Source organism: Sphingorhabdus sp., from assembly GCF_023910635.1.
Taxonomy (GTDB): Bacteria; Pseudomonadota; Alphaproteobacteria; order Sphingomonadales; family Sphingomonadaceae; genus Sphingorhabdus_B.
This window is the reverse complement of record NZ_JAAVVZ010000015.1, coordinates 21,266-48,200: the sequence shown is the minus strand read 5'-3', so window position 1 is coordinate 48,200 and position 26,935 is coordinate 21,266. Positions and strand designations below refer to the sequence as shown.

The 26,935-nt window shown below is 54.3% G+C and carries 23 protein-coding genes and 1 pseudogene; 6 read left to right on the top strand and 18 right to left on the bottom strand.

Annotation, left to right across the window (positions count from 1 at the left end; genetic code table 11):
- Nucleotides 1-220 precede the first annotated feature (220 nt).
- The 15 genes from HEQ34_RS09950 to HEQ34_RS09880 form a co-directional block, all read right to left on the bottom strand.
- Nucleotides 221-1,183 (bottom strand): hypothetical protein, encoded by a 963-nt coding sequence (locus HEQ34_RS09950; protein ID WP_296200051.1) that lies wholly within the window; start codon nt 1,181-1,183, stop codon nt 221-223.
- On the bottom strand, nt 1,180-2,307 hold the full coding sequence (locus HEQ34_RS09945; protein ID WP_296200050.1) for an aminotransferase class I/II-fold pyridoxal phosphate-dependent enzyme: 1,128 nt from the start codon (nt 2,305-2,307) through the stop codon (nt 1,180-1,182). The genes HEQ34_RS09950 and HEQ34_RS09945 overlap by 4 nt, the downstream gene beginning before the upstream one ends.
- Nucleotides 2,308-2,337: 30 nt before the next feature.
- Nucleotides 2,338-2,961 (bottom strand): PAS domain-containing protein, encoded by a 624-nt coding sequence (locus tag HEQ34_RS09940; RefSeq protein ID WP_296200049.1) that lies wholly within the window; start codon nt 2,959-2,961, stop codon nt 2,338-2,340.
- Nucleotides 2,962-3,294: 333 nt separating this feature from the next.
- Entirely contained in the window at nt 3,295-3,957 is a 663-nt protein-coding gene (locus tag HEQ34_RS09935; RefSeq protein ID WP_296200048.1) for a L,D-transpeptidase, read from the bottom strand.
- Nucleotides 3,958-3,976: 19 nt separating this feature from the next.
- On the bottom strand, nt 3,977-6,397 hold the full coding sequence (locus HEQ34_RS09930; protein WP_296200047.1) for a filamentous hemagglutinin N-terminal domain-containing protein: 2,421 nt from the start codon (nt 6,395-6,397) through the stop codon (nt 3,977-3,979).
- 54 nt (nt 6,398-6,451) lie between these two features.
- The gene (locus tag HEQ34_RS09925) at nt 6,452-7,978 is read right to left on the bottom strand and encodes a ShlB/FhaC/HecB family hemolysin secretion/activation protein (protein WP_296200046.1); all 1,527 of its coding nucleotides are present in this window, start codon (nt 7,976-7,978) and stop codon (nt 6,452-6,454) included.
- A gap of 3 nt (nt 7,979-7,981) precedes the next feature.
- A protein-coding gene (locus HEQ34_RS09920) for an IS3 family transposase (RefSeq protein WP_296200045.1) occupies nt 7,982-9,171 on the bottom strand; the annotation gives its coding sequence in 2 pieces (ribosomal slippage) (nt 7,982-8,919 and nt 8,919-9,171; 1,191 coding nt in all).
- Between the two features lie 58 nt (nt 9,172-9,229).
- Nucleotides 9,230-9,397 carry a hypothetical protein gene (locus HEQ34_RS09915; protein WP_296200044.1) on the bottom strand — a complete coding sequence of 56 codons (168 nt, stop codon included), beginning with the start codon at nt 9,395-9,397 and terminating at the stop codon, nt 9,230-9,232.
- Nucleotides 9,398-10,173: 776 nt separating this feature from the next.
- A complete protein-coding gene (locus HEQ34_RS09910; RefSeq protein WP_296200043.1) occupies nt 10,174-11,316 on the bottom strand; it encodes a cobalamin-independent methionine synthase II family protein in 1,143 nt (380 codons plus the stop codon).
- A 1-nt stretch (nt 11,317) separates the two neighbouring features.
- Nucleotides 11,318-12,148: an alpha/beta hydrolase gene (locus tag HEQ34_RS09905; protein WP_296200042.1), complete on the bottom strand. Its 831-nt coding sequence runs from the start codon at nt 12,146-12,148 to the stop codon at nt 11,318-11,320.
- Nucleotides 12,149-12,154: 6 nt separating this feature from the next.
- Nucleotides 12,155-12,700 carry a VOC family protein gene (locus HEQ34_RS09900; protein ID WP_296200041.1) on the bottom strand — a complete coding sequence of 182 codons (546 nt, stop codon included), beginning with the start codon at nt 12,698-12,700 and terminating at the stop codon, nt 12,155-12,157.
- Between the two features lie 40 nt (nt 12,701-12,740).
- Complete coding sequence (gene wrbA, locus HEQ34_RS09895; RefSeq protein ID WP_296200040.1) at nt 12,741-13,343, bottom strand: NAD(P)H:quinone oxidoreductase; 603 nt, start codon at nt 13,341-13,343, stop codon at nt 12,741-12,743.
- 10 nt (nt 13,344-13,353) lie between these two features.
- On the bottom strand, nt 13,354-15,567 hold the full coding sequence (locus HEQ34_RS09890; RefSeq protein WP_296200039.1) for a TonB-dependent receptor: 2,214 nt from the start codon (nt 15,565-15,567) through the stop codon (nt 13,354-13,356).
- Nucleotides 15,568-15,669: 102 nt separating this feature from the next.
- The gene (locus HEQ34_RS09885; RefSeq protein WP_296200038.1) at nt 15,670-16,482 is read right to left on the bottom strand and encodes an IclR family transcriptional regulator C-terminal domain-containing protein; all 813 of its coding nucleotides are present in this window, start codon (nt 16,480-16,482) and stop codon (nt 15,670-15,672) included.
- Between the two features lie 5 nt (nt 16,483-16,487).
- Nucleotides 16,488-17,633, bottom strand: a complete 1,146-nt coding sequence (locus HEQ34_RS09880) for a CoA transferase (protein ID WP_296200037.1) — start codon at nt 17,631-17,633, stop codon at nt 16,488-16,490.
- A gap of 78 nt (nt 17,634-17,711) precedes the next feature.
- Between HEQ34_RS09880 and HEQ34_RS09875 the strand changes: the two genes are divergently transcribed.
- Nucleotides 17,712-18,494: a citryl-CoA lyase gene (locus HEQ34_RS09875; protein WP_296200036.1), complete on the top strand. Its 783-nt coding sequence runs from the start codon at nt 17,712-17,714 to the stop codon at nt 18,492-18,494.
- 112 nt (nt 18,495-18,606) lie between these two features.
- Here HEQ34_RS09875 and HEQ34_RS09870 read toward each other — a convergent pair.
- Nucleotides 18,607-18,795, bottom strand: a pseudogene (locus tag HEQ34_RS09870) (glycosidase); the annotation flags it as partial.
- Nucleotides 18,796-19,132: 337 nt separating this feature from the next.
- Here HEQ34_RS09870 and HEQ34_RS09865 point away from each other — a divergent pair.
- A complete protein-coding gene (locus HEQ34_RS09865; protein ID WP_296200035.1) occupies nt 19,133-20,302 on the top strand; it encodes an MFS transporter in 1,170 nt (389 codons plus the stop codon).
- A complete protein-coding gene (locus HEQ34_RS09860; RefSeq protein WP_296200034.1) occupies nt 20,289-21,512 on the top strand; it encodes a hypothetical protein in 1,224 nt (407 codons plus the stop codon). The genes HEQ34_RS09865 and HEQ34_RS09860 overlap by 14 nt, the downstream gene beginning before the upstream one ends.
- 215 nt (nt 21,513-21,727) lie before the next feature.
- On the opposite strand, the gene HEQ34_RS09855 is transcribed toward HEQ34_RS09860, so the two are convergent.
- Nucleotides 21,728-22,405 carry a TetR family transcriptional regulator gene (locus tag HEQ34_RS09855; protein ID WP_296200033.1) on the bottom strand — a complete coding sequence of 226 codons (678 nt, stop codon included), beginning with the start codon at nt 22,403-22,405 and terminating at the stop codon, nt 21,728-21,730.
- 76 nt (nt 22,406-22,481) lie between these two features.
- On the opposite strand from HEQ34_RS09855, the gene HEQ34_RS09850 reads away from it, so the two are divergent.
- The 3 genes from HEQ34_RS09850 (at nt 22,482) to HEQ34_RS09840 (ending at nt 26,497) form a co-directional block, all read left to right on the top strand.
- A complete protein-coding gene (locus HEQ34_RS09850) occupies nt 22,482-23,681 on the top strand; it encodes an aromatic ring-hydroxylating dioxygenase subunit alpha (protein ID WP_296200032.1) in 1,200 nt (399 codons plus the stop codon).
- On the top strand, nt 23,671-23,973 hold the full coding sequence (locus HEQ34_RS09845; RefSeq protein ID WP_296200031.1) for an SCP2 sterol-binding domain-containing protein: 303 nt from the start codon (nt 23,671-23,673) through the stop codon (nt 23,971-23,973). The genes HEQ34_RS09850 and HEQ34_RS09845 overlap by 11 nt, the downstream gene beginning before the upstream one ends.
- A gap of 367 nt (nt 23,974-24,340) precedes the next feature.
- The gene (locus HEQ34_RS09840; RefSeq protein ID WP_296200030.1) at nt 24,341-26,497 is read left to right on the top strand and encodes a TonB-dependent receptor; all 2,157 of its coding nucleotides are present in this window, start codon (nt 24,341-24,343) and stop codon (nt 26,495-26,497) included.
- 170 nt (nt 26,498-26,667) lie between these two features.
- Here the strand turns inward: HEQ34_RS09840 and HEQ34_RS09835 are convergent, their stop codons facing one another.
- A complete protein-coding gene (locus tag HEQ34_RS09835) occupies nt 26,668-26,931 on the bottom strand; it encodes a hypothetical protein (protein ID WP_296200029.1) in 264 nt (87 codons plus the stop codon).
- Nucleotides 26,932-26,935 lie beyond the last annotated feature (4 nt).

The following is a 26,935-nucleotide window of genomic DNA, read 5'->3' as shown; positions in this document are numbered from 1 at the left end:
CCAAATCATCGGCAGTAGGTGTTTCCAATTTGGCGCGTTGACGGTCATATGGAAGCGATTGAGATTACGCTAGGTCGCCTCACACGGCGTTTTTGTGGCGAGGGCGGGGACACGCCAGATATGCGACGCCGATCACACATGCGACAGGATTAAGAAGCGAGGTAAATGTGGGCTTTGCGCCTAATTGTGGTCGTTCCAGCACGCGCACCCCATTCCAGCGTTACCCCATTTTACCGTCTTCTGGAGGCATCTGTCTGGCGAACCAATCGGCAATGGCAATGTCTTGCGCTGCCAGGCCTGTTAGACTGACAATGCTAATTTCGTCGGGCGAGTGCGTTATGACCTGATCGCCGCTCAATAATCGGCCCAACGGGATCGCATCGTCTGCTGTGATGACACCAGCCCTCACAGCCCTGCCAAAATCGCTCAGCTTGGTGCACTGAGGCACATCATCGCACACAATATGCGTGGCCCGCGCAAAAAGATCGGCGGGCAATTCCTGCTTTTCAGGGCCATCTGCGCCCAAAGCCACAAAATGCGTGCCTTGGCGGACGTGCGATGAATCGAACAACGCAACAGCAGATGGGGTTGCGGTGATGACAATATCCGCCATCGCCAGTAATTCCTGCGTCGTTGCAACCGGCGTTGCCCCGCTGGTCGCCGCAATCTGACTGGTCCGCGTCATGTCGCGCCCGGTCATGATGAAGCGCGCCTCGGGCAACAGTTCTAGTAGCCATGCCGGGGTCAACTGCGCTTGGAGACCAGTTCCAATGATGCCTATCAATGGATTTTCCTCTGGTGAAAGCCAGTGCGCGGCGATGGCCGTTGCTGCCGCGGTGCGCCAAGCCGTCATCCAACCGCCATCCTGAAACAGGCAGAGCGGCGCGCCAGTTCGGGCATCGAGCAATAGGATGACGCCATTGGCGCTGGGCAGGCCAAGGCTGGCATTATCGTAAAATCCGGTGGCGATCTTCACCGCAAAATTGGGGGCGCCTGCCATATGCCCGAATTTGATGTGGCAATCCCCACGGGCCTCTTCGAACAGCAAATGGCCCGGCATGGGCGACCGCACCTCGCCGCGCGCATGCCGGATCAAAGCATCACGGACGGCCTCAATAACTCCGCGCCGATTAAGCAGCGGCTCAATCTGCTCAATTGTATAAATCGGAAACCCTGGGCTCACGCGCGGTTTTTCATCAGCCAGTCGCGGAAAACCGCCAAGCCTTCTTCCATATTGCTGCGGCCAAATCCGATGCGGAAATAGTCTTGCGGAACAGGGCCGAGCTCGGAGCGATAGATGCTGGACGGCAGCAACAGCACGCCGCTTTCCTCAACCAAACGATCGGTGAAGCGCTCTACCCCATCGCCGCCCTTGTAGCGAATGAAGGCGACGCAACTCCCATCGGGCGCACGCCAATCAAACAGGTCAAGGAAATCGGCAAAGAAAGCGTCAAGCAGACCAAGATTATGCCGTGCGATACCGCGATTTCGTTCAAGGATAGGTTCGCACGCCTTGAGCGCGATTTCGGCGAGTATCTCTGAAGGACCCGAATTGCAGATCGACAGATAATGCTTGTAACGTTCACACGATTGCAGAAACGCCCCGTCCTGAGAGGCCAACCAACCAATTCTCAGGCCCGGCAGGCCATAGGATTTGGACATTACATTCAATGATATTCCTCGTTCATAGACATCGGCGACCTGCGGAATGCGTGCGGCTGGGTCGTGCTCTATCAGGCGGTAAACCTCATCGCTGAACAGCCATATGCCGCGTTCCCGGCACAATTCGACCAGCGCATCGAATGTAGCATGTGATGGGATGGCGCCTGTGGGATTATTGGGGAAGTTAATCGAAATCAGCTTCGTATTGGGGCGAAGCGCCGCCCGAACCGCGTCAATATCCAGCGACCAGTCATTGTGTTCGTCAAGCGCCACCCCGCTAACCGCGCAGATTGCCAACGGAATTGTTTCTGCGGCCTGATAGTTGGGGGTGATGACAATGCAGTGATCGTCGGGCCGGAGCAAAACCCGCATAGCCACATAAACGCCCTCCTCCGCGCCGGCAAAGCAGAGCAACTGCTGGTCTGTGATGGCGTCATAGGTTTTGGCTATTTCTCTCAGCAACGGTTTCGCGCCAAAGGTCTGCGTGTACCCAAGGTGCAATTCATCAAATCGCGCACGGTCTGCTGGGGATGCAAAACCGAGCAACTGGGACAGGCTCATGCTTTGCGCGTCAGAGGCCGTCAGGTGATATTTTGCGGCAAATTCCCATTTCGAAAAATGGACCTCAAGGGCAAAATTTCGCATAACACAGGCTACCTTCAACGAATGGTTTAATCACGGGTTGGCGTTGCGGGCTGCCGAAAGGCGCTTGTAAAGTGTGGCACGCGAAACCCCGAGAGCCGCTGCGATGTAATCGGCGGCCTTTCGGATAGAGAAAAAGCCGCGATCATCAAGAGCGGCAGTCAATTCAACCAGATCGTGGGTTGTCAGCCCCGCAAGCGAGGCATTGCGTGCACCGAGAAATTCGGCAATTTCAACATTGATCTGTTCCCGCCAATCCGTCGGAAACATGCGTTCGGCGGTTTGGACTGTCGCAGATGGGATCAGCATCAACCGTTCCAGCACCGCCTGCACCTCCGCAAAGGCTGAAACATCCAAATTGATGCAGAAAAGGCCCGCCAGCTGGCCGTCCTGCCCCATGATAGGCACGGACACGGACTTCAGCGCGCGTCCGTCGAAATTGGTTTTGCCATAAGGGCCAATCACGCCCCCCTCAGTTGCGGTCAGCGTTCCCAGGTCATTGAGCGAGGGATCGCCAGCCCGCCGCCGAGAAAAGGCACCAGCGATGTGCAATATGCGGTCTGAGTCGATGTCATGCACGACCACTTCGGCCTGCGGCTTCAGCAAGAGCGCCATGGCATCAGCGATGGCAAAATAAGGTGTGGGATCCCAGCGCATTGCGCCTTTGTGATGATGTGGATACAAATTGTCAATATCGTACAAAACGTCTACTCGACACTGCCATACGCATGACAGCTTCACACGCATTCCGCTCCGCCGCCTCTGGAGGCAAAGAGCCGTTAGTTCAGGCCGTTGGAATGTCAGGTGCGCTGATGGCCGCTTTCATTGCAATCCGGCTAAAAGCAGCCAGTCCGCTCCCGGCCCATTTGCTGCCTTTCCGGTTTGCGCCCAAATGCAGCCGTCCTTAAAGCCAATTGGTGCGGCGGCAAGCGGACTTGGCGTAGGCTAATCGTTATGGCCGCCCTCGTCCGGCCAGCATTCTGCGTACTGTTAGGGCGTGGTCATCGAGAATACTTCCTCGATTGCGGTAGTTTCCGGTAATATGTACACGACGCCGGTTGTTCCCGTGAAAGCTGGGATGATTAATTTGTCATAGAAATCTACCGGAACGTTGATGCAACCATAGGAAATACGGTTATCAAGAGGCGTCGCGGAGGCAAGGCGCTGATGCCTGCGGTCGTTGACATTCCCGGTGATCACACGGTGAAGCGACAATGCAAGATCAAAGTCTATCCACAATATATCCTGTGTGTAATCATTGCCTAGCGATGCAACAAAGCGTCCTGCGGGAGTAGTGCGTTCCTCTGGCGTGATAGTTGAAAGCTTGCGATGACCGATGCCGGCGACGCTGCCGTCGCCGCGCCTTAGGCCCAACAATGCTGATGCTGCGCCCAGCAGCTTGGCATGCTTGTTGAATAAATAAACACGCGCATTTACCTTATCGACAATCACGAACGGACGATCTCCATTATCGAGCGATGATTTAATCCAATCGGCTACCCGAACGGCATCGCGCGACGCAACCTCGCCTAGAAAGTCAGCACCACTGGGCGCTTGTTTCCCCGAATCCGTAACCTTTACCTCTGATGCCCAAAGCAGCTGCGGGCAGGCAAAGCAGGCCAACAGTGCTGCATAGTGATATGCCCGTTTCACAAACTTACCTCGACCACGATCAATGACGTGCCTGCTTTAGCGGATAAACAGGCAGTGGTGGCTTTACGACCGGCGGCGCGGGAACTGGAGACGGTGCAGCGTCTGCGATAGGAGCAGGCGGCGCGGGTACTTCAACTGCAGGCATTCTCAGGCCGTTGTCGAGAACAGCCAACTCTACACCCCTGGGCGACCCTATAAGCGCTGGGGCAAAGGCGATCAATGGCGTTAGCGCTACAGTCGCTACCACTGGCGGAGGGGGTGTCGGTGTGGCTGTTGGCGGCGGACTAGGCGTAGGGGTAGGGGTAGGGGTAGGGGTAGGGGTAGGGGTAGGGGTAGGGGTAGGGGTAGGGGTAGGCGTTGGAGTTGGAGTTGGAGTTGGAGTTGGAGGTGGAGGTGGAGGTGGAGGTGGAGGTGGAGGTGGAGGTGGCGGTGTGGCTGCCTCAGTAATGCTTCCGGTTGTTCTGAAGACCGGATTGCAGCACGTAGCAGCCAAAGTGTACAAATCGGCGTTAGGTCCGCCCAATGAATATCCGCTGTAGGTGATACCGATGCCTGTACCTACGGCGGTGCTGTCAAAAGATGCTGTGGCACCGGGTGCCGCGACCAGCGTCACTCCAGCAGGAATACCCGAAGCTGCGGTGGTGTTGAAACCTGTCAGAATAGCATTGCTTGTTCCGTCAAAAGTTTTGCTGACGGTCGGGAAAAGCAGCATGCGCTGCGTGATTGCCGCGCCCTCAGTCAAAACGAACTTGGTCGAAAAATCGGTCGGGGCGGAATAGGAAACCGGGTTATAGGTGATGTTGACTGGCGCGACGGTTACCGTAACTGGCGGCGCGAGCGGTGCAAAGATGATTATCCCGCCACCTACGCCGGGGCCAGTGCCAGCGGCGCCCGCAATCAGCGTGAGACCGACCGGCGAACCTAGGCTTTGCGCTGGAATTGTGCTGCCACGTGTCAACGTTACAGCTGCATCGATATGGATGTCATGCCCGGCGCACAAGACGATGTTCCCGTCAGTTGTGGTCATCGCGTGCCGCACGTTTACATCTTGGCCAGCATTTAACAAAATGCTGCCATTGGTCGTAGTCAGCGCCGAATCGACGTTCACGTCTCGGCCGCAGCAGGCAACGATATTGCCCTTTGTCGCGGTAATCGCGGCGTTGATATTAAGGTCTCGGAAAGCGTTTAGCGTCAACGTCGTCGCATCACCCGAAGCGACCCAGGCAATCGCGTCGTTCACATGGATATCGCCATTACCCGGCGTGCTGTCGCCTGCGACAGGTATCGTGCTGATTATGACATTGGTGGTCACCAATTGAGCTGAAAGCGTCGCGCCGGTGATATTGCCGCCGATAGCAGCGATCGTGTAGTCGGCTGGATCGATAAGCCATGTGCCGGTCGTCCCCTTTACTGCCGCCGTCGTGATCCGGGCGCTGTCGGCAACATTTACCGTCGCCGCAGAGGTTTCGATGAAACCGCCATTGCTGCCGTCGGGGGCGCTTGCATCCAGCGCGCCGCTCATGTTTAAGGAGCCGTTCTTCATATCAGCAAGGAGCAGGATTTTTCCAGCCCGACTTTCAAGCGTGCGAGCTTCGACAACGCCGCTGTTATTGACTACGGATTTCAGAATGTTCCCTGCGCCTTGTGCGGTCATCAGAACGGTTCCGCCATCTGCGCGTAAAAGCCCGCCATTTACAACAAGCGCCTGAACCACGCCCTGATCGACAGCCACATTAAGCAAACCATCGCCTGCAAGGTCGAGGGTGATTGCGGTTCCCGCAGCCAGCGCCACAGTGCCCATATTTGCCTGGATCAGACCATGATTACTGACATTGGCACCAAGCATCGCAACATATCCGCCATCGCTGTTTATAGTGCCCTGATTGACCACCGTACCCCCGCTGCCTGCAAAGCGGTAATGACCGGCAGCAAAATCAGCGTCGGTCATGTTCAGCGTGGACGCGACTAATCCTGCTACGTTGACTTGGGCAGATGTGCCGAACAACACCCCATTCGGATTTATCAGGAACACTTGTCCATTGGCGCTCAGATTTCCAAAAATAACCGATGCATCCTGCCCGATTACCCGATTGAGCGCGACCGATTTGCTGTTTGGTTGAACGAACTGGACAGTGTGTCCTTGCGCGATATTGAAACTGTCCCAGTTCATCGCCGTTTTCTGGCTCGTTTGATTGATCGTCATCGTCGGACCTGCCGTGGTGACTGTCGCATTTCCCGATACAACAACACCGTCCGTCGGCAATGATTGCGCGGCAACCGGGGAAGCGAGGACAAACGAACTGGCAATTCCGGTTAGGGCCAGCCGGAAAAGACCGGTTGAACCACGCAGCGCCCATGTGCCATGATGCAAGTCGCGAAAAAACGCGCCGTTGATATTTCCTCTAAGATCGAGAAATGGCTTTAGATCATTGCTTTTCATAACATTGTCCCTTGGTACCTGTAGAAATACAACGCGGGTAGCGCGTCGACTGCATCAGAAGAGTTTGACGAACTGGACCCAGAACCGACCCGAATGATCGGGAGCGGAGGTCGCGGGTTGATTGCCCAATTTCCGTGCGTAAGAAGCGGTGATCAGAAAATCATTGGGGTTGGACCAGATGATCCCGGCACCATAACCTTTGCGTTTTGCGCTATTAGGGCCGGGGTACCACGGGTCTTTGGCAAGCGTGACTTCACCGATATCGACAAAGCCGACCAGTTGAAGCCGACCCGGCATTGTGTCTGAAAAGTTGGGGAGAAGGAATCTGGCTTCCACATTGGCGACATAGCCCTGATCGCCATAAGCTTCACCTTCGGGATAGGCGCGAACTGCATAAGCGCCGCCAAGTGCCATTTGTTCGGAGCTGTCCAGATTTTTGGTGGCAAACTGCTCTCGGATCGCGCCGTAAAGCGAAAGTGGCCCGACCAAATGCTGAAGATGGGCAACACTCAACTGCAGCTTGCCATATTGTCCATTCCGGCGTGCGCTGACTGCATCGATCGCGCGGGCCGCAGGGGTTTGGATATTGAGTTTGCCCCATGTCACGCCGACTGAATAGGTGCTCCATCCCCCGGGCCCGATGGCGTCGCGCTGATCGCCCCTGAACCCTGCGGTGAGCGCATGGATGTCGCGGTTTGAGACTGTCGAGGTGGCTCCGATCCGGTCTTCGAGATAGCGGGCCTCAACTGCGCCGAGGGCATAAAGATTTGAGTTGCGCGATCGAATGACCGGGTAGCTTCCAAACAGACTTAATATGTCCGCGCTGCCGCGCGCGTCGAGGCTCTTGAATTCACGGCCAAGTTCGTAATTGATTCGCGCATAGGCAACGCCGACCGAGGCATTGCCGAGCAATGTCTGGTAAGACGCTCGCCCGTAAAGAAGACCGAGGTTAGAGGCCAGCACCCGCAGGCTTGCGACGTCGCCACTGCCCGTCAGATTATTGAAATATACCGATCCGCCCAAACGATATGGGCCGGTGTATCGGTTACCCGCATTATCGGCTTCGACACTACCCGTTACCCTGCGGCCTGGCGTAATATCGACGATTAGGTCGGACGTACCCACCGCACTGCCCGGCGCAAGCGTTGAGCGCACCGCGATACCGGAGATATCCGACAAGAGTAGCAGACGCCGTTCGAGTGGCGCACTTTCAACGATGTCACCGCCGTCGAGGCCAGCGAGAACGCCGCGCGCAACATTATCCCGGAGTCGGCTCTGGTTGCGTAAATCGATTGCACCGTAACGGCCCTCAATCACCGCGATCGTTACCACGCCACCTTCGATGTCCTGCGCCGGCACATAGGCTTGCGTTAGAAAATATCCGCGGTCATTATAGTATTGTGCGATGGCCGCTGCGATATTGCGCAAGTCGGAAAGGTTCAATTCGCTGCCCGGGGTGAACCCGGTCGCAGCGATCAGTTGCGCATCTGAAAACACAGTCTCGCCGGTAACTTGAAGCGCATTTACAAGAACTTTGGGTCCGGCAATGCTGGGGTCTAGGGGGACTGACGTGACCCCCAATTATCATCCAGTTTTGATTAGAGCCTCAGCGTTGTTTTTGCCCATATGGGCTGGTGAAGCAAGGGGCTGCGTAGCGTAGCCTCCGGCTATGCGGAGCGAAGCAGCCCCTTGCTTTTTCAGTTCGTCTGCAAAAGCGGCCGGGGTGGCGTATCCGAGCGAGGAGTGGGGCCGCCGGGTGTTATAATCCCACGCCCACGCAGCGATCTTCTCGCGGGCATGATCGAGGCTGGTGAACAGCGTCTCATTGAGCAGTTCGTCACGCATCCGCCCGTTAAAACTCTCGACGAACGCGTTCTGGGTTGGCTTTCCCGGGGCCGTATAATGCCAATCGATTTTGGCGGTTCCACACCATTCGAGCACCGCATTTGAGGTCAGCTCAGTTCCATTGTCGCTGACTATCATGCCGGGCTTGCCGCGCACGGCGATCAGATAGGTCAGTTCGCGCACCACGCGTTTGCCACAGATCGAGGTATCAGGAACTGCTGCCAGGCACTCGCGCGTCACATCATCGACCACGTTGAGTACCCGGAACCGGCGGCCACTCGCCAGCTGGTCGTGCACAAAGTCGAGGCTCCAGCGCTGGTTGGGCAGCGCTACAACGGGAGCCGGGGCACGAGCGCCTACCGCGCGTTTGCGCCCCTTCCGCCGCCTCACGGTCAGCCCTTCTTCGCGGTAAAGCCGCTGCGTCTTCTTGTGGTTGATCGCGATGCCGTCTCGCCGCAACAGGATATGCAGGCGGCGATAACCAAACCGGCGGCGCTGGTGCGCAAGAGCGCGCAGCTTCTCACGCAGCACCTCGTCATCACCGCGACAAGACTGGTAGCGGATGACCGTCCGGTCCGCCGCTATGACCCTGCACGCCCGCCGCTCGCTGACATCAAGCAGGGCCTGAAGATGCGCGACCGCTTCACGCTTTGCAGCGGGCGTTACCATTTTTTTGACAGCAGATCCTTAAGACCTGCATTATCCAACATCGCATCCGCCAGCAGTCGCTTAAGCCGACCATTCTCATCCTCCAACGCTCGAAGACGCTTCGCTTCAGATACTTCCAAGCCGCCGTACTTGGCCTTCCAGTTGTAAAGCGTAGCCTCCGATACGCCGTGCCGACGGGCAAGGTCAGCCGTCTTCGCGCCTGCCTCTGCCTCCTTCAGCACACCGATAATCTGCTCTTCTGTAAACCGTAATCGCTTCATCGTTCCGTCCTTCTCTCAAGGGCCGGACTCTAATTATAAATGGAGGGAATTTAAGGGGTCACGTCAGGACAGCCGGTCTGTCGATCAAAATGTCAGGGGCGGGGCGTTCGACAATGGGTGGTTGGTAAATCTGCTGGATTTGCTGGCCAGCGTCGGGAACTTGCTGCGCATAAGCGCCCCCGGCGCTCGTGAAAAAGGCGATGGCGAACACACTCGACTTCAACATGGAGCCCTCGATTGCTCCTAACCATCACTGGCTAGGTGATTGGAAAAACAATATTGCATCGAGTCAGAATAAAATATCTTTGCCTGAGATTAATTCCAAACACGATATAAAATTGAAACGTTATTTTATAAAAAAAGTTCCAATAATATTTGGATTTAATTCAGTGTGTTTTTAAAAAATAAAAAAGCGCTTTCGCATTGATATCACAAGATGTTTTAGGGTCAGGACCACTTAAATCCACCTTCGCGGTTTGAGGCCATACTGTTCAGTGCAAGGCGGCAAAGCGCAGGCTTAGTGGTTCTAAGTCTAGCTTTGCCAACGCGGCAATGGACAGTATGGGTCAAATCCGAAGGACGCCAAAATGGCTTCGATCTCAAAGCAAAATGCCCTTGCAGGCAGAATGACTGCCTGCGGCGGACATTTTACTTCGATATCTTTGCCATTTTGACGCCGCGACGGTGGATTTAATAGGTCCTGACCCTAAAATGTGTCCATGAAATTTAGTAGTAATTATGCCGGTCATGCGAACGTCTGCATTGCCCCGTTTAGACCCCCAAAGCAGCCGGTCCGCTCCCGGCCCATTTGCTGCCTTTCCGCTTTGCGCCCAATGTAGGTCATTCACTTGATCTTTGGCTCATCCGAAAGCGGACCAGGTGTTCAAACCGCAACGGCACGCCCACGGGCATATCATGCAATATTGGCCGCAACGGGTTGCGCCGTAATGATATCCAAACTCTGTTAATGACCCACATGGGGCCTTGACGTTAGTGGGTTCATTATGGCCAAAACTGAGCCGATGCAATTTTCGCGCCTTGCGATAATGCAGCCATCTTCGCCCAGACTACGCTGCGGTCGACGCTGCCGGAACCAACATGGATGCTGAAACCGCAATCGGCGCCTGCCATGACATTGTCCCGGCCGACCAAGTGGGCATATCGTGATATGCGCTGGGCAATAAGTTCGGGGTGCTCGATATAGTTTGACTGACATTCGATAACGCCGGGAATGAGCACTTTACCTTCGGGTAGTTTGATTTCTTCGAACATCGCGAATTCATGCGCATGGCGCGGATTTGCCGCTTCGAACTGGATGGCGTGCGGACGGGCCCGCCACACAAGATCAATAATGTCGCGAAACGGCACATCGCAATGATGCGGTCCGGGGTAATTGCCCCAACACATGTGCATCCGCAATTGTTCTGGCGCGATATTGGCCGTCGCGCGGTTAAGCGCCTCAATATTCAACGCCATCTTGTCGCGGAAGCCGCTGAGGTCCAATTCGCGGAACTGCGTGTGGCGGCCCATCGCCAGATCAGGGCAGTCGACTTGCAGGATAATGCCTTGCGCGGCTATCGCCTCATATTCGTGACGAAGCCCCTCGGCCAAAGCGAACACATAATCTTCGTCGCTGTCATAAAAATCGTTGCGAAAGAACAAGGCGGTCACGCCCGGTGATGCGGCGCTCATAAATGCTTGCTTGCCAGGATGGTTTGCAATCGCAGCGTTTAGCGCGGACGCATCGCGGGCTACGGCCGTCATGTCCTTGACGGTGATCGGTGCGTTGCAGGCAGGGGTCTTGCGGTGTTTGCGGCCGGGGTCGGAGAATACCCGCTCCTTGGTGGTAGGAAAATCCTCAATGTCCTGAAAAGCAAAGCTATTGCCGGTACCACCAAACCCGTTCAGCCGGTCCTTGATATAAGTGGCATAGCTTGGTTTTGACTGTTCGCCGTCATTGATGATGTCCAGCCCGGCCTCCGCCTGGCGATCAACAACATATTGGACCGCCGCGGCTATATGTTCGTCAACAGCAGCCAGATCAAGCGGAAGGCCATCTTCCTTCGCGAACATGATTTCGATGAGATCATCTTCGCGCGGCAAGCTGCCGACGTGGGTGGTAAGAAAACGTCCAGTGCTAGCCATGTCAAACTTCCTTCAGATAATGTGCGTTCAAAAAATTCTGGAGCAGCAGATTGACAGATTCTGCCTGATCAACATTGGCCAGATGGCCAGCGTCTGCGATAAACTTGGTTTGTCCATGATGGACGTGGCTGCCAATATAGCGCGCAACCTGTTTACGCCAGTCGCTGTCTTGAGCGCCTGCGATCGTTAGAATGGGCATAGTTAGCGCCGCAATGTCCTGCGCGTTAAATGCCAGCGTATCTTGGTCCACCAATTGGTCGCGGCCGTCATAATCAGTGAGAATATCATGCAACAGTCGTTCCCCAGCGGGCGCAACCTGCGTGAGCGGGTGTGTTTGCCATTGCGCCAACATCTCGGAGAGCTTTCCCGCGCGAACCAGCTTCGCGAACGCCGCGCGGTCAATCTCAGGCGCCTCTGCAGGCTCAGGCACCAGATGATGCAGCGGCGCGCCAATCAGGCACATCGCCCCCACCCGATCCTGATGGCTGCGCGCGATATCCAGCGCTACCGCTGCGCCTTGCGACAGACCGACCAGCGCAAACACCCGCGCACCGAAATGGTCGGCAATCTTGAGGATGTCATCGCGTTCTAACGCAAGACATGGCGGAGCGGTGGAACGGCCAAAGCCACGGCGGTCCGGTAGAACAATTTGGACGCCAGACAATTCCAATTGCGGCAACCAAATGCGCCAGTCCAATGTCCAACCGTGCAGGAAAATGACCAATGGGCCGCAACCTGCGGCACGGACATGAAGCTGCCCACCCGCGACTTGCACCCAATGCGATTCAGCGCTTGCGTCGCCTGACCCTTCGAACTGGCGACTGGTCAACACCGGCGATCAGGCGTGCATTGCCCGGAACGGGTTGTTGTTCGCGTGATTGCCCGCCAACCAACGGCTCAATTCACCGCGTGCTTCGCTACGACGCTGGGCATCCAACGGCGCAGCTTCTGGCGCGTCATATGTGAACTCCAGCGTCATATTATTGGGGTCTTTGACGTAAACCGATCGGCAATAACCATGCTCAAGCGTATAGGTTTGCGGTTCAACAAAACCGGCAGCAGCGATACGCCGCTCCAATTCTTCCTGACCCGCTTTGTCAACCTGAAGCGCGATGTGGATGAATGGCGACTCTGGCATTTCAGGGCCAAATTCGGCTTGATCAGCAGGATCGGCAAATTGGAAAAATGCAAGCGCGCTGCCGTCGGCCAATTCAAAGAAACAATGGCAATATACCCGTTCCTTGCCGAACAATTCGTCCTTTTCGCAATAGGTCGCCATCAACGGAAAGCCCAATATGTCCTCGTAAAAGGCGCGGGTCGCTTCCAAGTCTTTGGTCACATAGGCTGTGTGGTGCAGTCTCTTGGCAAGAATTTGCGTGCTCATGCTGTTCGTCCTTATCCGCTTAAATGATTGCAGTCGTTGGTCAGGCTACCAGTTTGCCAGCAATTTGTGCAACATGATTGCCCTGGAAACGCGCACCAGCCAGTTCATTGTCGCTTGGCATCCGGCTACCATCGTTTCCTGCAAGCGTCGTTGCGCCATATGGCGTCCCGCCGCTGATTTCGTTCATTTCGCTATTGCCTTTGAAAGTATAAGGAAGGCCGACAATCACCATACCATGATGCAGAAGCGTTGTGTGGAACGACGTAATCGTTGTTTCCTGTCCGCCATGCTGGCTGGCGGTGGAACAGAAAACGCTGCCCACCTTGCCCACCAATGCATTGGCAAACCAGAGCCCGCCCGTCTGGTCGAGAAAGTTACGCATTTGCGCCGCCATATTTCCGAAACGCGTTGGCGTCCCGAAAATGATGGCGTCGTAATTGGCAAGCTCATCAGGCGTCGCAATGGGCGCTGCCTGATTGACCTTGATATGTGCGGCAGCCGCCACTTCTTCGGGTACCAGCTCAGGTACCCGCTTTATGTCGACTGTGGTCCCTGAAACCGACCTTGCTCCCTCGGCTACAGCCTCCGCCATAACCTCAATATGGCCATAGCTTGAATAATATAGGACAAGGACTTTGGTCATACTGGTTTCCTTAGAATTTATAGCTGGCCTCAAGCCCATAGATACGTGGACGCGCCTTAAAGACGAAGCCACCGGGCGAGAATTCCGCATTATACTTTTCGTTGAACAGATTGCTGGCAAAGGCCGCCATGCTCCAGCTATCACTGTTAACACCGGCGCGCACGTCGACCAGATCGACTGGCTGACGAACGGTGGTGTTGAATGGCTCCCACCATGTCTTACCGGTGCGGCGATAATCCACACGGAACAGACCATCGAGCGTATCGGTAAGCTGCGGCGTATATTGTGCGCCCAGATTATAGGTGTAACGCGAAATCAGCGGTGCTTCGTTACCGATGGCTGACGCATCCGGGAATTCCTTGATTTCGCTGAAGGTATACCCTGCGGCTGCGTTCAACTGAATGTCCGATGTTGGGCGGAAATTGGCTTCAATTTCAAAGCCCTGAATTTTGGTCTTCGGGACGTTGCCTAAGTTCTGCGTCGAGTTGGCTGCAAGGAAAACGAAGAAGTAGCTATTCTTCGAGATGGTCGAATACACCGCTGCGTTCAATGTCAGCTTACGATCTAGCAAGCGTGTTTTCACGCCAGCTTCGAACGTGCTTGCTGTTTCATCCTTAAACAGGTCCGAGACGCCGACAATATTATTGCTGCTAGCGACGCCGCCAACGCCCGTTTGGTTGAAACCGCCTGAACGGAACCCACGGCTGTATCCACCATACAATGTAACGTCATCGTTTGGCTGATAGGTCAACGTGACCTTTGGTTGCAGATCGTCAAAGGTCGCGCGACGCTTTTCACCGGTCGCGCCTTGCGGGAAGCCAGGAACGTTAGGCAGAAATGCCGTGGGCGTCAGCGTCGTGTTGACGCGCTTGTCACGGTCATAACGCAGCGACCCGTCAACCCGGATCTGGTCAGAGAATTCATAGCCAAGGTTTCCGAACACCGCCCATGCGAAGTTGTTTTGGCTGTCGGCAAGAAACGTCTGTTGCGGGCTGGACGGGTTGGTCGAAGGCGAGCGGTAAACTGGAACCACGCCTTGACCAAAATCGACCAGATTTCCTGTCGAAATGAAACGCGCTGTATCGATGAAATAGCCACCGAACATCCAGAACAATTTATCGTTCTTTGGAGATTCAATGCGAATTTCCTGGCTGACTGCCTTCACGTTAAGATATTGGCTTTGCGCAATATCGATACCGAAACCGAGGCCAAATCCGAAAGGTGAATTGGCTGGGCGGAACAAGAAAGATTCGTTCACTGGCCGGAAGTCAAAGGCGTCGCCGGTGAGGATTTCCTTCACCGTGTCATACGATGTAATCGATGTTGCAGTGAAGCCGTCGCCCTCATACGCGAATTTCGCCGCGACGTTCACGATATCCCGGTTATTGATGCCGCGGTTGTTGACGCGGATTGGCAAGCTGACGTCATTAACGTCATTGACGATGTTGAAATAAAGTGCCTGTGTTTCAAGCTTTGCGTAGGACGCACGGAAGTCTGCGGTCCAGCCATTGCCTGGCTCGAACAGCAGATTGCCGCGAAGTGAAAGGTCCTTAACAGGGTCGGCATCTTCTTTCAGGAATGTGTTGGGGAGATAGCCCTTTGTATCGCGGTACGATCCCGAAACGCGGTATTTCACGGTGTCCGATAAAGGCCCGCTGATGCCGGCGCGCACGTTCCAACCAAAGCCATTGTCGATGCCAGCTTTGATACTGCCCGAAAATTCGTCAGTCGGCTTCTGGCTGGTGATGATGATCGCGCCGCCAATTGCGTTGCGGCCGTAAAGACCACCTTGCGGACCTTTCAGAACTTCGATCTGCGCGATGTCGACCAGTTCCTGGTTGAATGCGGCAGGATTCACTTGCTGCACACCGTCGATCACGACCGCAACCGAAGGTTCGCTGTTACGCGCCTGCGTAATGCCACGGATGATGATGAAGGCGTTGCCCGAGTTTTGGGTCTCAACCAAGTTTACGTTCGATGTCAGGTTGATGAAGTCGAGCGGTTTTTCAATACCGGCGTTCTCAATCGTCTCTGCGCTGAACGCGGTGACGGCGGCGGGCACATCTTGCAAATTCTGGTCGCGGCGCAGCGCGCTTACAACGATTTCCTTTGGTGCGTCTTCAGCAGTCGTCTCTTGCGCCAATGCAACGCTTGGTACTGCGGCAGCAGTTGCCATCAGAGTAATTAAGGCCGCAGAAGCCCATTTTGCAGACTGAAATGCCATTCTTCATCCTCCCCGGATTATGTCGAACGCCTTCTATCACCGAAGCGTATCACATCGTGTTAAATCGTTCGAAAATCGAAGTCAAGTTCGATATGCGAATTTTTATGTTGTAGAATCAGCCTTCAGGGCAAAGGCCAGTGAAGGCCATCGCCGAAGTGCAGATTCTATCTCTGCGGCGGCTTCGCGCAGCAGCGGTAGGCGCGATGCGATGAGATCTTCTTGCGAAATGCGCGTTGTTGATGTCGAGCAATTGACCGCAGCAATTGCCCGCCGCGATGCGTCAAAGACCGGCACCGCAACCGAAACAATACCAAAGTCGAGCTCGTCAAAGGCGGAATCATATCCCTTGTCACGGATATGCATCAGCCGCGCCCGCATTGCATCGGCCGTTATCACGGTATGCTCAGTGAATTTCTCAAATGGTGCGGTGGCAAGAAAGGCCTCTATGTCGGCATCGGGCATAAACGCCAAGATGGCTTTACCCATCGAGGTGGCATGCGCCGGAAAGCGCGTGCCGACATTTACGCCCAGCCGGATACGCCGGTTGGTCGAGACGTGCGCCAGATATAAGATGTCTTTGCCCGCCAATGACACCATAGACGCGCTATCCCCAGTTTCATCGCGCAGACCCTGCAGTGGCGGAACGCACACTTGTTCAAGATGCATCGACGAGTGAAAGGCAGATCCAAAGGCAAGCACCTCCGGCCGAAGCAGGAAGTTGCGGTCATGCTGCGCCACATACCCCAAAGCAACCAATGTATTGAGGCAGCGGCGGGCCACCGCAGGGCTTAATCCTGTAACGGCAGCAACCTCACTCAAGCGCATTTCTGGATGTTGATCGTCAAAGGCTCGCAATACCGAAAGACCACGTTCGAGTGTCGAAAGATACTCGGGGTCTTTCTGCATCTTAGACATCAATCTTACCTTTCCAAGGCCCTTCTCAGCGGCGCAACCAACTCTTCATCATGCGCGCCGAGCACGGGCGGTGCAGTAACGTCAAGAGCACGTTCGCCGTCGAAAGTCACGGGCGATCTGATGGTCCGGAACACGCCATGCGGGCCATTTGGATCTTCAATGCACAGTTGAAGCGCCTTAGCCTGTTCGGACTCAATTGCCTCTTTTGATGTGTTCATAGGGGCGTGCGGCACTTCCAATCCACGCAAGATATCGCACCATGCCGGGCGGTCACGGGTTTTGAAGATCGGTGCCAGAAAGCCGATGACATTTTCGTAATTCGCAATCCGCGCCTCACGGCTTTCGAACATTGGTAAACTCAGCATATCTGGCTGGCCAACCGCTATTGCCAGATTTTCCCAGAATTTGGGTGGCGATGACATGTGCAGGGCGATCCAGGCCCCATCGGCACATTCGAAGACATAAGATTGCGATACATTCGGGCGGCTATATGGGCCCATGATCTGATTGTCGGAGAAGTAATGCGTGAAATCATCAAGATTGAAATGCGCCATGGATTCAAACATGGATGTTTCGACCAAACGGCCTTTGCCGGTACGTTCGCGTTCGTATAAGGCAGCCAACACGCCATAAGCTGCATAGAAACCCGTCGTTGCGTCTGCCAAAGCTGGCCCAACCACACGGCGGTGGACAGGGTTTACCAACAACCGCAGGAAACCACTGACGGCTTGCGCAACCGTATCAAATGCTGGCCGGTCACGGTCAGGGCCCTCATTTCCAAAGCCGGAGATTGACGCATAGACAAGTCGGGGGTTCAGCCCCTGCAAACGCGCTGGCGACACGCCGATTTTTTCAGCCACACCGGGACGGAAATTCTGAATAAACACATCAGCGTCGGCGAGCAGCGCATCAAACACAGCCAGATCCTTTGGCAGCCGAGTGTCCAGCGTGATGCTTTTCTTATTCCGGTTATAGGTTTGAAAATGCGGGCTATACAAAGCACCGCGAAATGCGCGAAACGGGTCACCAACCTTCGGCTGTTCAATCTTGATAACCGTCGCACCAAGGTCAGCGAGCAGCATACCGGCGGCCGGCCCAGTAATGAATGTACCCATTTCGAGTATAGTGATATTGCTGAGCGGCTTTGCCATTTATGTCTCCAGACTTGACTTCATCGTAGAAAATTCGAATAACGAAATCAACTTCGAAATTCGAAATCGGGAGCAATCATGCGCATCGGTAAACAAGACGCACCTTTTACATCCATCTGCACTTCGGACGCACACAGCATAAATGTGCGCGGGCTGGATTTGTGCGAGGACGTGATCGGTAAGATCGATTTCACGAGCTATTTCTGGATGCTCGTCACCGGAACTCTGCCGACTCCGACGCAATTGTTCTTCTGCAATGCCGTACTCGCGGCAATTGCCGAGCATGGCTTGGTTCCCAGCGTCGTTGCATCGCGCATGACCTTCGCTGCCGCGCCAGAGGCGTTCCATGGAGCCGTTGCAGCCGGCCTTTTAGGTTGCGGCAGCGTCGTCTTAGGCAGCGCCGAAGTAGCGGGGCGTTTTTACGCTGAATGTGTAGAGGCAACAGAATCTGAAGGCGCCGATGCCTCCGACATTGCCAAAGCGAAAATCATCGCGCGGCGTGCCGACAAACAACCAATTCCCGGATTTGGCCATCCGCAACATTCAGACGGCGACCCGCGCGCAAACCTTTTGCTGCGTCTCGCCGAAGAACATGGGATTGTTGGCAAGCATATCGGCATGCTGCGCGCCATTCAGGACATTTTGCCAGAGGCGATCGGGCGGCCACTACCTATAAATGTCAATGGCGCGATTCCCGCTGTCATGCTTGACGTCGGCTTTCCGTTGGCGGCACTGAAAGGCATTTCACTGCTCGCGCGCACCGCAAGTATCATCGCGCATCTGCAGGAAGAGACCGAACGGCCTATTGGTTTCATCATGTCTGGCGCAGCTGCGGACAAGATTGAGTTCGTGCCAAGTTAAGCCGCTTGCGCGTTTGCTTGCTATCTGGCCGTCAATTGTGCGGTGTTGTTTGAGCAGGTCAGCAAAAGACAGCAATACTGGAAATTTTGCGGCGCAGATAATGCAAACGTTGCTATCTGATCGCAGCTAAAATCTCGTGGTTCGCTACAAATGCGAAACACACAGAGCTATCGCCGACGACCTAAGGCAGGAAGAGATCATATCCAACGCGGATCGCTCCGCACGTGTAGACGACGTTCGGAACATAGCCTTCACGGCCTTCATCAGCAGCAGATAGGATGGGATTGGGCGTGCGACCAAGAGGATTCGAACCTCTGGTCTCTGCCTTCTGAGGGCCCTTAACGATTAAAATAATTTATATAAATCAATAATTCATAATGAATTTCTGGGTTATGTGTGCGGTTTGTGCATTTTTTCGATATGCAAAAATTTGATATACTTTACAAGTAGTTATTATCATTGCTTGGGATTGTTTGGGATGTGCTCTGATGAGTTACGCAGCGGTAAGCGCCAATGCCGCTGTCAACGCGATTACAGTTCTGCGTGTGATCATAACAAAACTTCAAAAGGTAATTCACGCCACCTGTCGTTTGACATTCTGTCAACTGACAGGTAGTCAGATTGTCATGCAGTCCACAATGAAACTTGTATGGCGTTATACGCTGTCGTCGTTGATTGATGTTGTGGCGGTTGCGATGATGTTCCCGATGATCGCGCTGTTCCTGAACGATCAGCGTCTATCGCCAGCGCTCGTGGGCATTTACGCAGCCGTGCCATTTTGTGCGCTGCTGGCAAATTTACCATTTGTTTCTCTCGCCATGCGCCGCTTCGGTTTTGTCCGGATGTTTAGGCTGGGTTTGTTTTTGTCAACACTGGGTATCGTTGTCAGCGTTGCCTCTCGCGAGTATATGATATTGTGCTTTGGTGCCGCGTTGGTGGGTATTGGCGCGGCGTATCGCTGGACCGCATTGGAAGCTTTGATTGCATGGTCAGCGCCACTTGATCGTCTTGGCGCAACAACGGGAGCCTATCAATCCCTTGTTGCCGCAGCTTATGTCATCGGGCCGTTTTTGGTTCCGCTATTTGGGCTATCGCTGAACAGTGCCGGGTTGGTGGCGGCCATTTTGGCGTTGGCGGCATGGCTACCTATTATACCCGGTAATAAAAATCTGGATATTGCATTCCCGAATAAGCAATCCTCCCAACATGAAACAGGCTTTCTGCCTTTATTGCCGCTGGCCGCGCTAGGCTGTATTGGTGGCGTTTTTGAAGTGGGATTGAATGTCTTGGGCCCGGTTCAAGCGGAACGGCTAGGGGCGATGACAGGTGATTCCGCCATGATATTGACGGGCGTGATCGCACTCGCCAGCTTAGTCGTTCAATATCCCATAGGTTGGCTTGCCGATCGCGTCGGCATCAACCTGATAGCGCAATTATTGTGTGGCGCGCTGTTCCTATCTTTGTTGATTGTTCCGGTGGCGTACCATGTTCCGCTGGCAATCTGGCTAGCAGGCGTCATCTGGGGCGGGGCGGGCGGTGCTATTTATACGCTGACCATGATCCGCGTTGGCACATCGCATCGCGGACAAAGCCTGGCGATACCGACCGTTGTTGCGGCCTACACCGTCGGCGGTGCCTTTGCCCCAGCAATTGGAGGCCTGGGCCTGAGCATAACGAACAATTGGGGGCTATTCTTAGCGCTTGGACCAATGCTGCTTATATTATGGCTACTCGTGCGGATACGTCAGCCGCTGCCTGCGGACAGCTTTGGTGTAGAAGAAAAAGTCCAGGTCCATGCTGATACATGAATTCATCAAACGGTTGATCCGCCAAAGCGATCCGATCTCAGCCATGCTTGCGCGCATACCCAGAACGCGCCGAGGTGTGGACTGTGACGTCAAAAGTCCGGGCGCGCGCAGCGCATGGCTGCTATATGCTCTTGCGCCGTTGGTCACCTATATCACGCCAGTCTATATGGCGCTTCTGGCAGCGCGGTTGCCTATGTCAGACCAGCAGATCGGCCTTTTGGCGGGCGTGGAATCGTTCGGTGGCGTGATCGCCGCGTTAAGTGCGCGGTGGTGGATTAACCGTGTTAACTGGCGGGTGGCAGCGGCAAGCGCGCTTATCGTGATGATCGTTGGAATAATGCTCACGGCACTCACGACGTCATTTACTGTTTTATTCGCAATCCGGGCGCTGACCAGCATTTTTGGAGATGGTCCTTTGCTGGTGATTGCGATCATTACGCTGTCGAGCAGCGCAGAGCCAGACCGCAACTTTGCTTTTGCCTTTGCCACTCAACTGGTCATCGGCCTTGCTGTCCTGGTGCTATTGCCGATGATTGACGCCATGGGCGGCTGGCATGGCGTTGTCGCGCTTCTTGCTGTTTGCTTTGCATTCGCTTTGCCCTTGACCCGCCACCTGCCGCCATGCTCCGCCGACCCTGTGGCGCTTTCTGCGTCCGCAACCAGCCTGTCGGTGCACAGCTGGTTACTATTGCTTTCAATCGCGCTATTGTCTGCTTCAACCCAAGCGGCATGGGCGTTTTCTGAAGTATTGGGTCGGACCGTTGGAATGTCGATTGATGGGATGAGCCATCTCCTCGTCGGCTCGACATTGTTGGCGGTTATCGGCAGCCTAGCGGCTGCACCGGTGGCTATAAAACTTGGACGACGGTCCGCCTTTATAGGGGGCGCTGCGATTACGCTTGCCAGCATCGCACCGCTCTATTTTGCGTTAGGTATCCCCAGTTATGTTAGCTATTATTTGATCGGTGCGTGCGCCACCGCGTTTATCGCCCCGTTGCAGCTAGGCGCGTTGGCACAGCACCGCGATGGCCCCGCTGCTGCATCGTTGACGCCAGCTTTACAGGCAGCAGGAATGATGATCGGCCCGGCGGCGGTCGGGCTGACTTCAACCGGAACACACAGCCCGCTTTTGGCCGTAACGGTTGCGGTGATGTTTCTTGTTTCCTCTATTCCGGCGTTCACTTTTGCAACCCGCGTCATCTTGCGGTAGCTAGGATCAGGACCACTTAAATCCACCTTCGCGGCGTCAAAATGGCAAAGATATCGAAGCCATTTTGGCGTCCTTCGGATTTGACCCATACTGTCCATTGCTACGTTGGCAAAGCTAGACTTAGAACCACTAAGCCTGCGCTTTGCCGCCTTTCACTGAACAGTATGGCCTCAAACCGCGAAGGTGAATTTAATAGGTCCTGACCCTAGCAAGCCTCATACTGGCTTTTCACACATGATGCGGTAAGCTAGCGACTTTACCATCGCGTCAAGGCCGATCAGATCGCTGGCAACATAGCGGCCCTCACCAATCACGGTGCCCATGCCGTCGATCATGCTGCTAAGTGCTGCGGCCAGCCGAACAGATTGCAATTCGGAAAGGGCTGGGTTTAACCGACGAATAAGCATGGCGAACAACGAGCGATAAAGCGCCATGAATTGATCTAGCGCCGCGCTGACTTCGGCATCCAGATCAGCCAATGACCATACATAGTTCCAAAAGGCTCGTCCGCGCAGAGCCAGTGATTCGGTCATCAGAAAATCAAGATATCCGGTCATTGCAGCGGCCGGGTCTTCCGATTGATCTGCCAGCAGTGCCAAAAGGCGATCATGGTAGTCATCGATCCATTGTTCAATCATCGCCCGGACAAGCGCTGCCCGTGTCGGAAAATAATATTGTACTGACGCCAGCTTCAATCCTGAACGGTCGGCGACTTTGCGTGCTGAAAAATTTTCAGCACCGACCTCTTCAACCAGCGCAATTGCAGCGCCTAAAATCTCTCGAGCAGTCGCCGTATGCGTTGGACGCGGTCCGCGGATTTGCAGTATCGCCTCTTCAAGGTCGGCCGAGCCACCTTGCGGGCATGAAAAAACCGACTGAATTTTTTTTGTCATTCTCACCCTCTATCTTGACTATCTGTCACGTGACAGGCATACCGACATTATTTGAGCTTACTGGTCGGATTGGTCAATGCAACATCTACATCCTCTTTCTCCTTTGCTGCGCGAGGTCACAGCCTCTTTGCCGCCTTCATATTATTGCGACCCGGGCATATATACAGAAGAAGTCCGCAGTGTCTGGGCGCGCGGTTGGACTTATGTTGGCCGGGCAGCAGATCTGGCACCGGGTAGCATGCGCCGCGTGGATGTTGCCGGAACCAACGTGCTACTTGCCCGTTCGAAAACAGGCGATATTCACGGCTACCACAATGTCTGCCCGCATCGCGGGTCTGAATTGTGCACCACTAACGAACAGCCGCTGCGTGGTGGACGCATATTGTGCCCCTATCATGCGTGGAGTTTCAATATCGACGGATCGTTGGCCAGCACGGCGGCGGCGTCGCGCGCGCCAGATTTTGATCCATCGGTATTTGGTCTTTATCCCGTGGGTGTGACGGACTGGAACGGCTTGCTGTTCGTCTGCCCGACAGACGCGCCAGAGCCATTCGGCACCGACAATGCTTTTGGTACACAAGACCTTGATAACTGGCCGATGCGTGACTTGGTAACTGCCTACCGCGAAACACATCTGGTTGAATGCAATTGGAAAATCCTGTGGGAAAATTTTAGCGAATGCCTGCATTGCCCCGGCGTGCATCCGTCATTGTGCGACTTGATTCCAATCCACAAAAAGGGTCTTCTCGCCTATTATGATGATCCTGACTGGAGCCCTGAAACGCCCGCGCCTGAAAGCGAACTTCGCCCCGGCGCGCGCAGCTGGACCATTTCCGGTCAGGCTGCAACTGCCGAGTTTCCCGGCCTGACGGATGATCAACGCAGCACAGGCCATGTCTATTGTGTGATCTGGCCCACGCTTTTTGTGGTCGCCCATGTTGACTATATCAGCATCGTTTCTTACCGGCCGTTGGGCGCTGAGCAGACCGAAGTTACCGGCGAAGTGCTTTTGTCGCCATCGGCACTTGCTGACCCCGATTTCGATCTGGCACAAATCGTGACGTTTAATCAACAGGTTCAGGACGAAGATGCAGCGGTGTGCGAACTGAATCAGCGAGGCCTGCGATCAAGTCCATTTGCATCAGGTGTGCTAATGCCCGAGGAATATAATGTGAAGACGTTTCACGAATGGTTGCGGCGCCGCATGGATGCTGCCGCAGCCGTTGCCATTCCCGCTGTCGCGTGCCTCGGTGTGGAGCGCAGCCATGTCGGTTGACGCGATGGTGCATGAAATGGCTTCGAATAATGCGTGGGTTTCCGATGCGCGTATTTTGCTCGATTTCGGGACCGACGGGTTCATCATGCTTGATGGCATCGATCAACAGGTTCACTTTGGCACACAGGGCAAGCCCGCAGACACAGTCATCACTACAGCATGGGCGGACTGGCTGGCGTTGATAAATGGATCGCTCGATCCAATGCGGGCCATCAATCGCAAGCAGGTGCAGATAACGGGCAACATGGATAATGTTGCAAAACTGATAGCACTTGGCCACCGGCTTTTCTGAAGCGGCGTTGATTGCAACAATCAATGTCAGCATTTCGCCCAGCCATGGTTTTCGCTTTGCCGAAGTTACCTTGTAACTGTGCTTAGCACTTGAAAATATGTCACTTGACAACCTATTAACTGACTGGCAGCTAGTAATTTAATGAGGCTTAACAGGCCTTTGTATAATCGGGGCGCGGGTTTGAGATATGTGGACTTGGCCATCGCCCCATCTAACGGATGAGGGGATTTTTGTGAACCGGCACGCGAGGTTTTTTTCGTCAGTGATGGCGCTGTCTCTGGTGCTTCCATATTCAGCTCATGCACAAAGTGAGTCGGTATCGGAAGCAAATCAAGGCAGTTCGTCCGATAACGTTGGCGACATTATCGTGACTGCTGATCGAAGATCCCAGCGGCTCAGCGACGTTCCGTCTGCCATCATCGCCTTAGACGGCGATGCAATTAGCGAACGGGGTCTGCGCGAAGTTCGCGATCTTGAAGCGGTATCGCCGAACCTTGCGATCCGGGCTGCTTACGGGAATGCAGGCAACCCGATCATCACCATTCGCGGTGTCGGCCTTGCGGATTTTAATGAGAATAATTCAAGCTCAGCTGGCGTTTATGTTGATGATATCTATCTTGTATCGCCAGTAATGCTGACCTTTGGCCTGTTCGATACAGAACGTGTCGAGCTGCTAAAAGGGCCGCAGGGCACTTTATATGGCCGTAACACAACGTCGGGCGCCATCAATTTTATCTCGCGCCAACCGACTGCGCAGTTTCAGGCAAATGCCAGGTTAAGCTATGATAATTTTGACCGATTCAATGCCGAGATTGGTGCGGGCGGGCCGTTGTCAGATACCCTTGGAATCCGCGTTGCCGCATTAACCGATGTCGGCGGGGATTATATCGACAACCGCTTCATCGGCAAACGCACTGGCGGACGAGATTTGTTTGCTGGTCGTTTCATGCTGAAATGGGAACCAAGCGCAGATTTTAATGCATTGTTTAATGTTCATACAGGCAGTGATCGCTCCGATATTGGCCACTATCAGCATGTTGGATTGCTTGATCCGGTAACATTCGCACCCTGCGCGCCGCTTTTGACCAAAGGTGTTCCGGATTCGACCTGCGTCGATATATTAGGATATGCCGACACGGTTGGCGATACCCAGGCCGGTGAATATAACAAAACTGGCAAAGTTGATTATGACAGCTGGGGCACCTCGCTTGTGCTGAAGTATGATTTTGGTGGTTTCAACCTGACATCAATTAGCGGCTATGAAAAATTTGACGGAACGCGGCCCGATGACGCCGACGCCAGTGCCAATCAACTTCTTGAAATCGATTACGCCTTCGGTATTGACCAGTTCAGCCAAGAACTACGGTTGTCCGGTGAAACGGGCCCTGTGGACTGGATTCTTGGTGGATATTTTGGGACTGACACCATTACATCGCGCAATGTTTATGATGTGTTGCGGGATTTGCGCCCGTCAACCGGTTTTGATCCGATCAATGGCGTGAACCGAGCGGCGAACCCCTATCGCCAAAAAACTGATACATACGCCATTTTCGGGCATACGGTCTGGAGCCTGACCGATCAGTTAAAGTTCGAGGCAGGTTTGCGCTATTCTTATGAACGACGCACTTTCCGGACAGTTACTTTGTTCGAGGAAAGTCCGGCAGATCTGGCCTCGATCAGCCTTGGCCCGGACGGGGTGTTCCTTGATGAAAGCCGCAGTCTTCGCAACGAGAATATATTGTGGTCTGCGAACTTGAATTACAAAACAGACGGCGGCACATTGCTTTATGCGAAGATTGGAAATGGCTTTAAGTCAGGCGGGTTTAATGGCGGCATTCCCCTGACAGCAGCCGAAGTTGTTCCTTATCGTCCCGAAAAGCTAACGTCGTATGAAGCGGGCGTCAAAGGCAGCATGTTGAACCGAGCGGTCCGTTTTGATTTAAACGCTTTTTATTATGACTATCGTGATATGCAAGTTTTTGCAGTTGTGGATTCTGGCGGGGCGGCAGTGCAAATTCTGACGAATGCTGCCAATAGCCGTATTTACGGTGCAGAAGCTTCGGTTACGGCACAATTAGCCCCAACATTTGAAGTCAGCACTTCTGTAGGGTTGCTAAACGCGCGGTACCGCGATGCCAATATCGCTGGGCGTGATGCGTCGGGGCAACGCCTCGCTACCTCACCAAAGCTCAGCGTAACCACTGGCTTTGATTTCAATCAGCCTTTGGGCTCCGTAAACTTGCTGCTATCGGGCAACGCGAAGTATCAAAGCAGCGAAATCATGGATGTTTACGATTTTGGCAGTGGACCTGCCTTTCCCATTATCCAAAAACCTTATTGGTTGGTTGACGGGCGCATGGGAATCGGATCAAGCGATGAACGAATAGAGCTGACAGTTTTTGTAAAAAACTTGTTTGATTTGCGCCCCTTAAACGGCGCGCTTGGTCTTCCCACGTATGGCCTTGGTGAATATTCCTACCAACAACAGCGCCAGATCGGCGTTGCGCTTTTCGGCAAGTTTTAGCGGTTTTTAACGCCAGTGTTGCGCCGATACTGTGCGACGCAGACGTGGGCACCTAAAGTTTTCGCTTCACCATCTCGGAATACTTCAAGCCCTTTGGGGTTTCCAGAGAGGAGAATGAGCTTGTAAAGAGCAGGTTTATGTAGCACTTTATCTACTGTAATGGCTGGCGCTTATGCATAACCTGGCATTGCTTGCAATGCTTCCACCGCCACGTTTTCATAAACCTGTTCGTGTTCAACACCAGACAGGCAGTTGATCTGGCCGCGCCAATTCGCTTTGCCGACGAGGGACAGCCAACCCTCCAATCTACGGTCAGGACCACTTAAATCGCACCTTCGCGGCGTCAAAATGGCAAAAATACCGAAAGAAAACGTCCGCCGCAGGCAGTCATTTATATGCTCTGCTTGAGAGATTTCGCTGCCAAAAAATTGCAAGAAT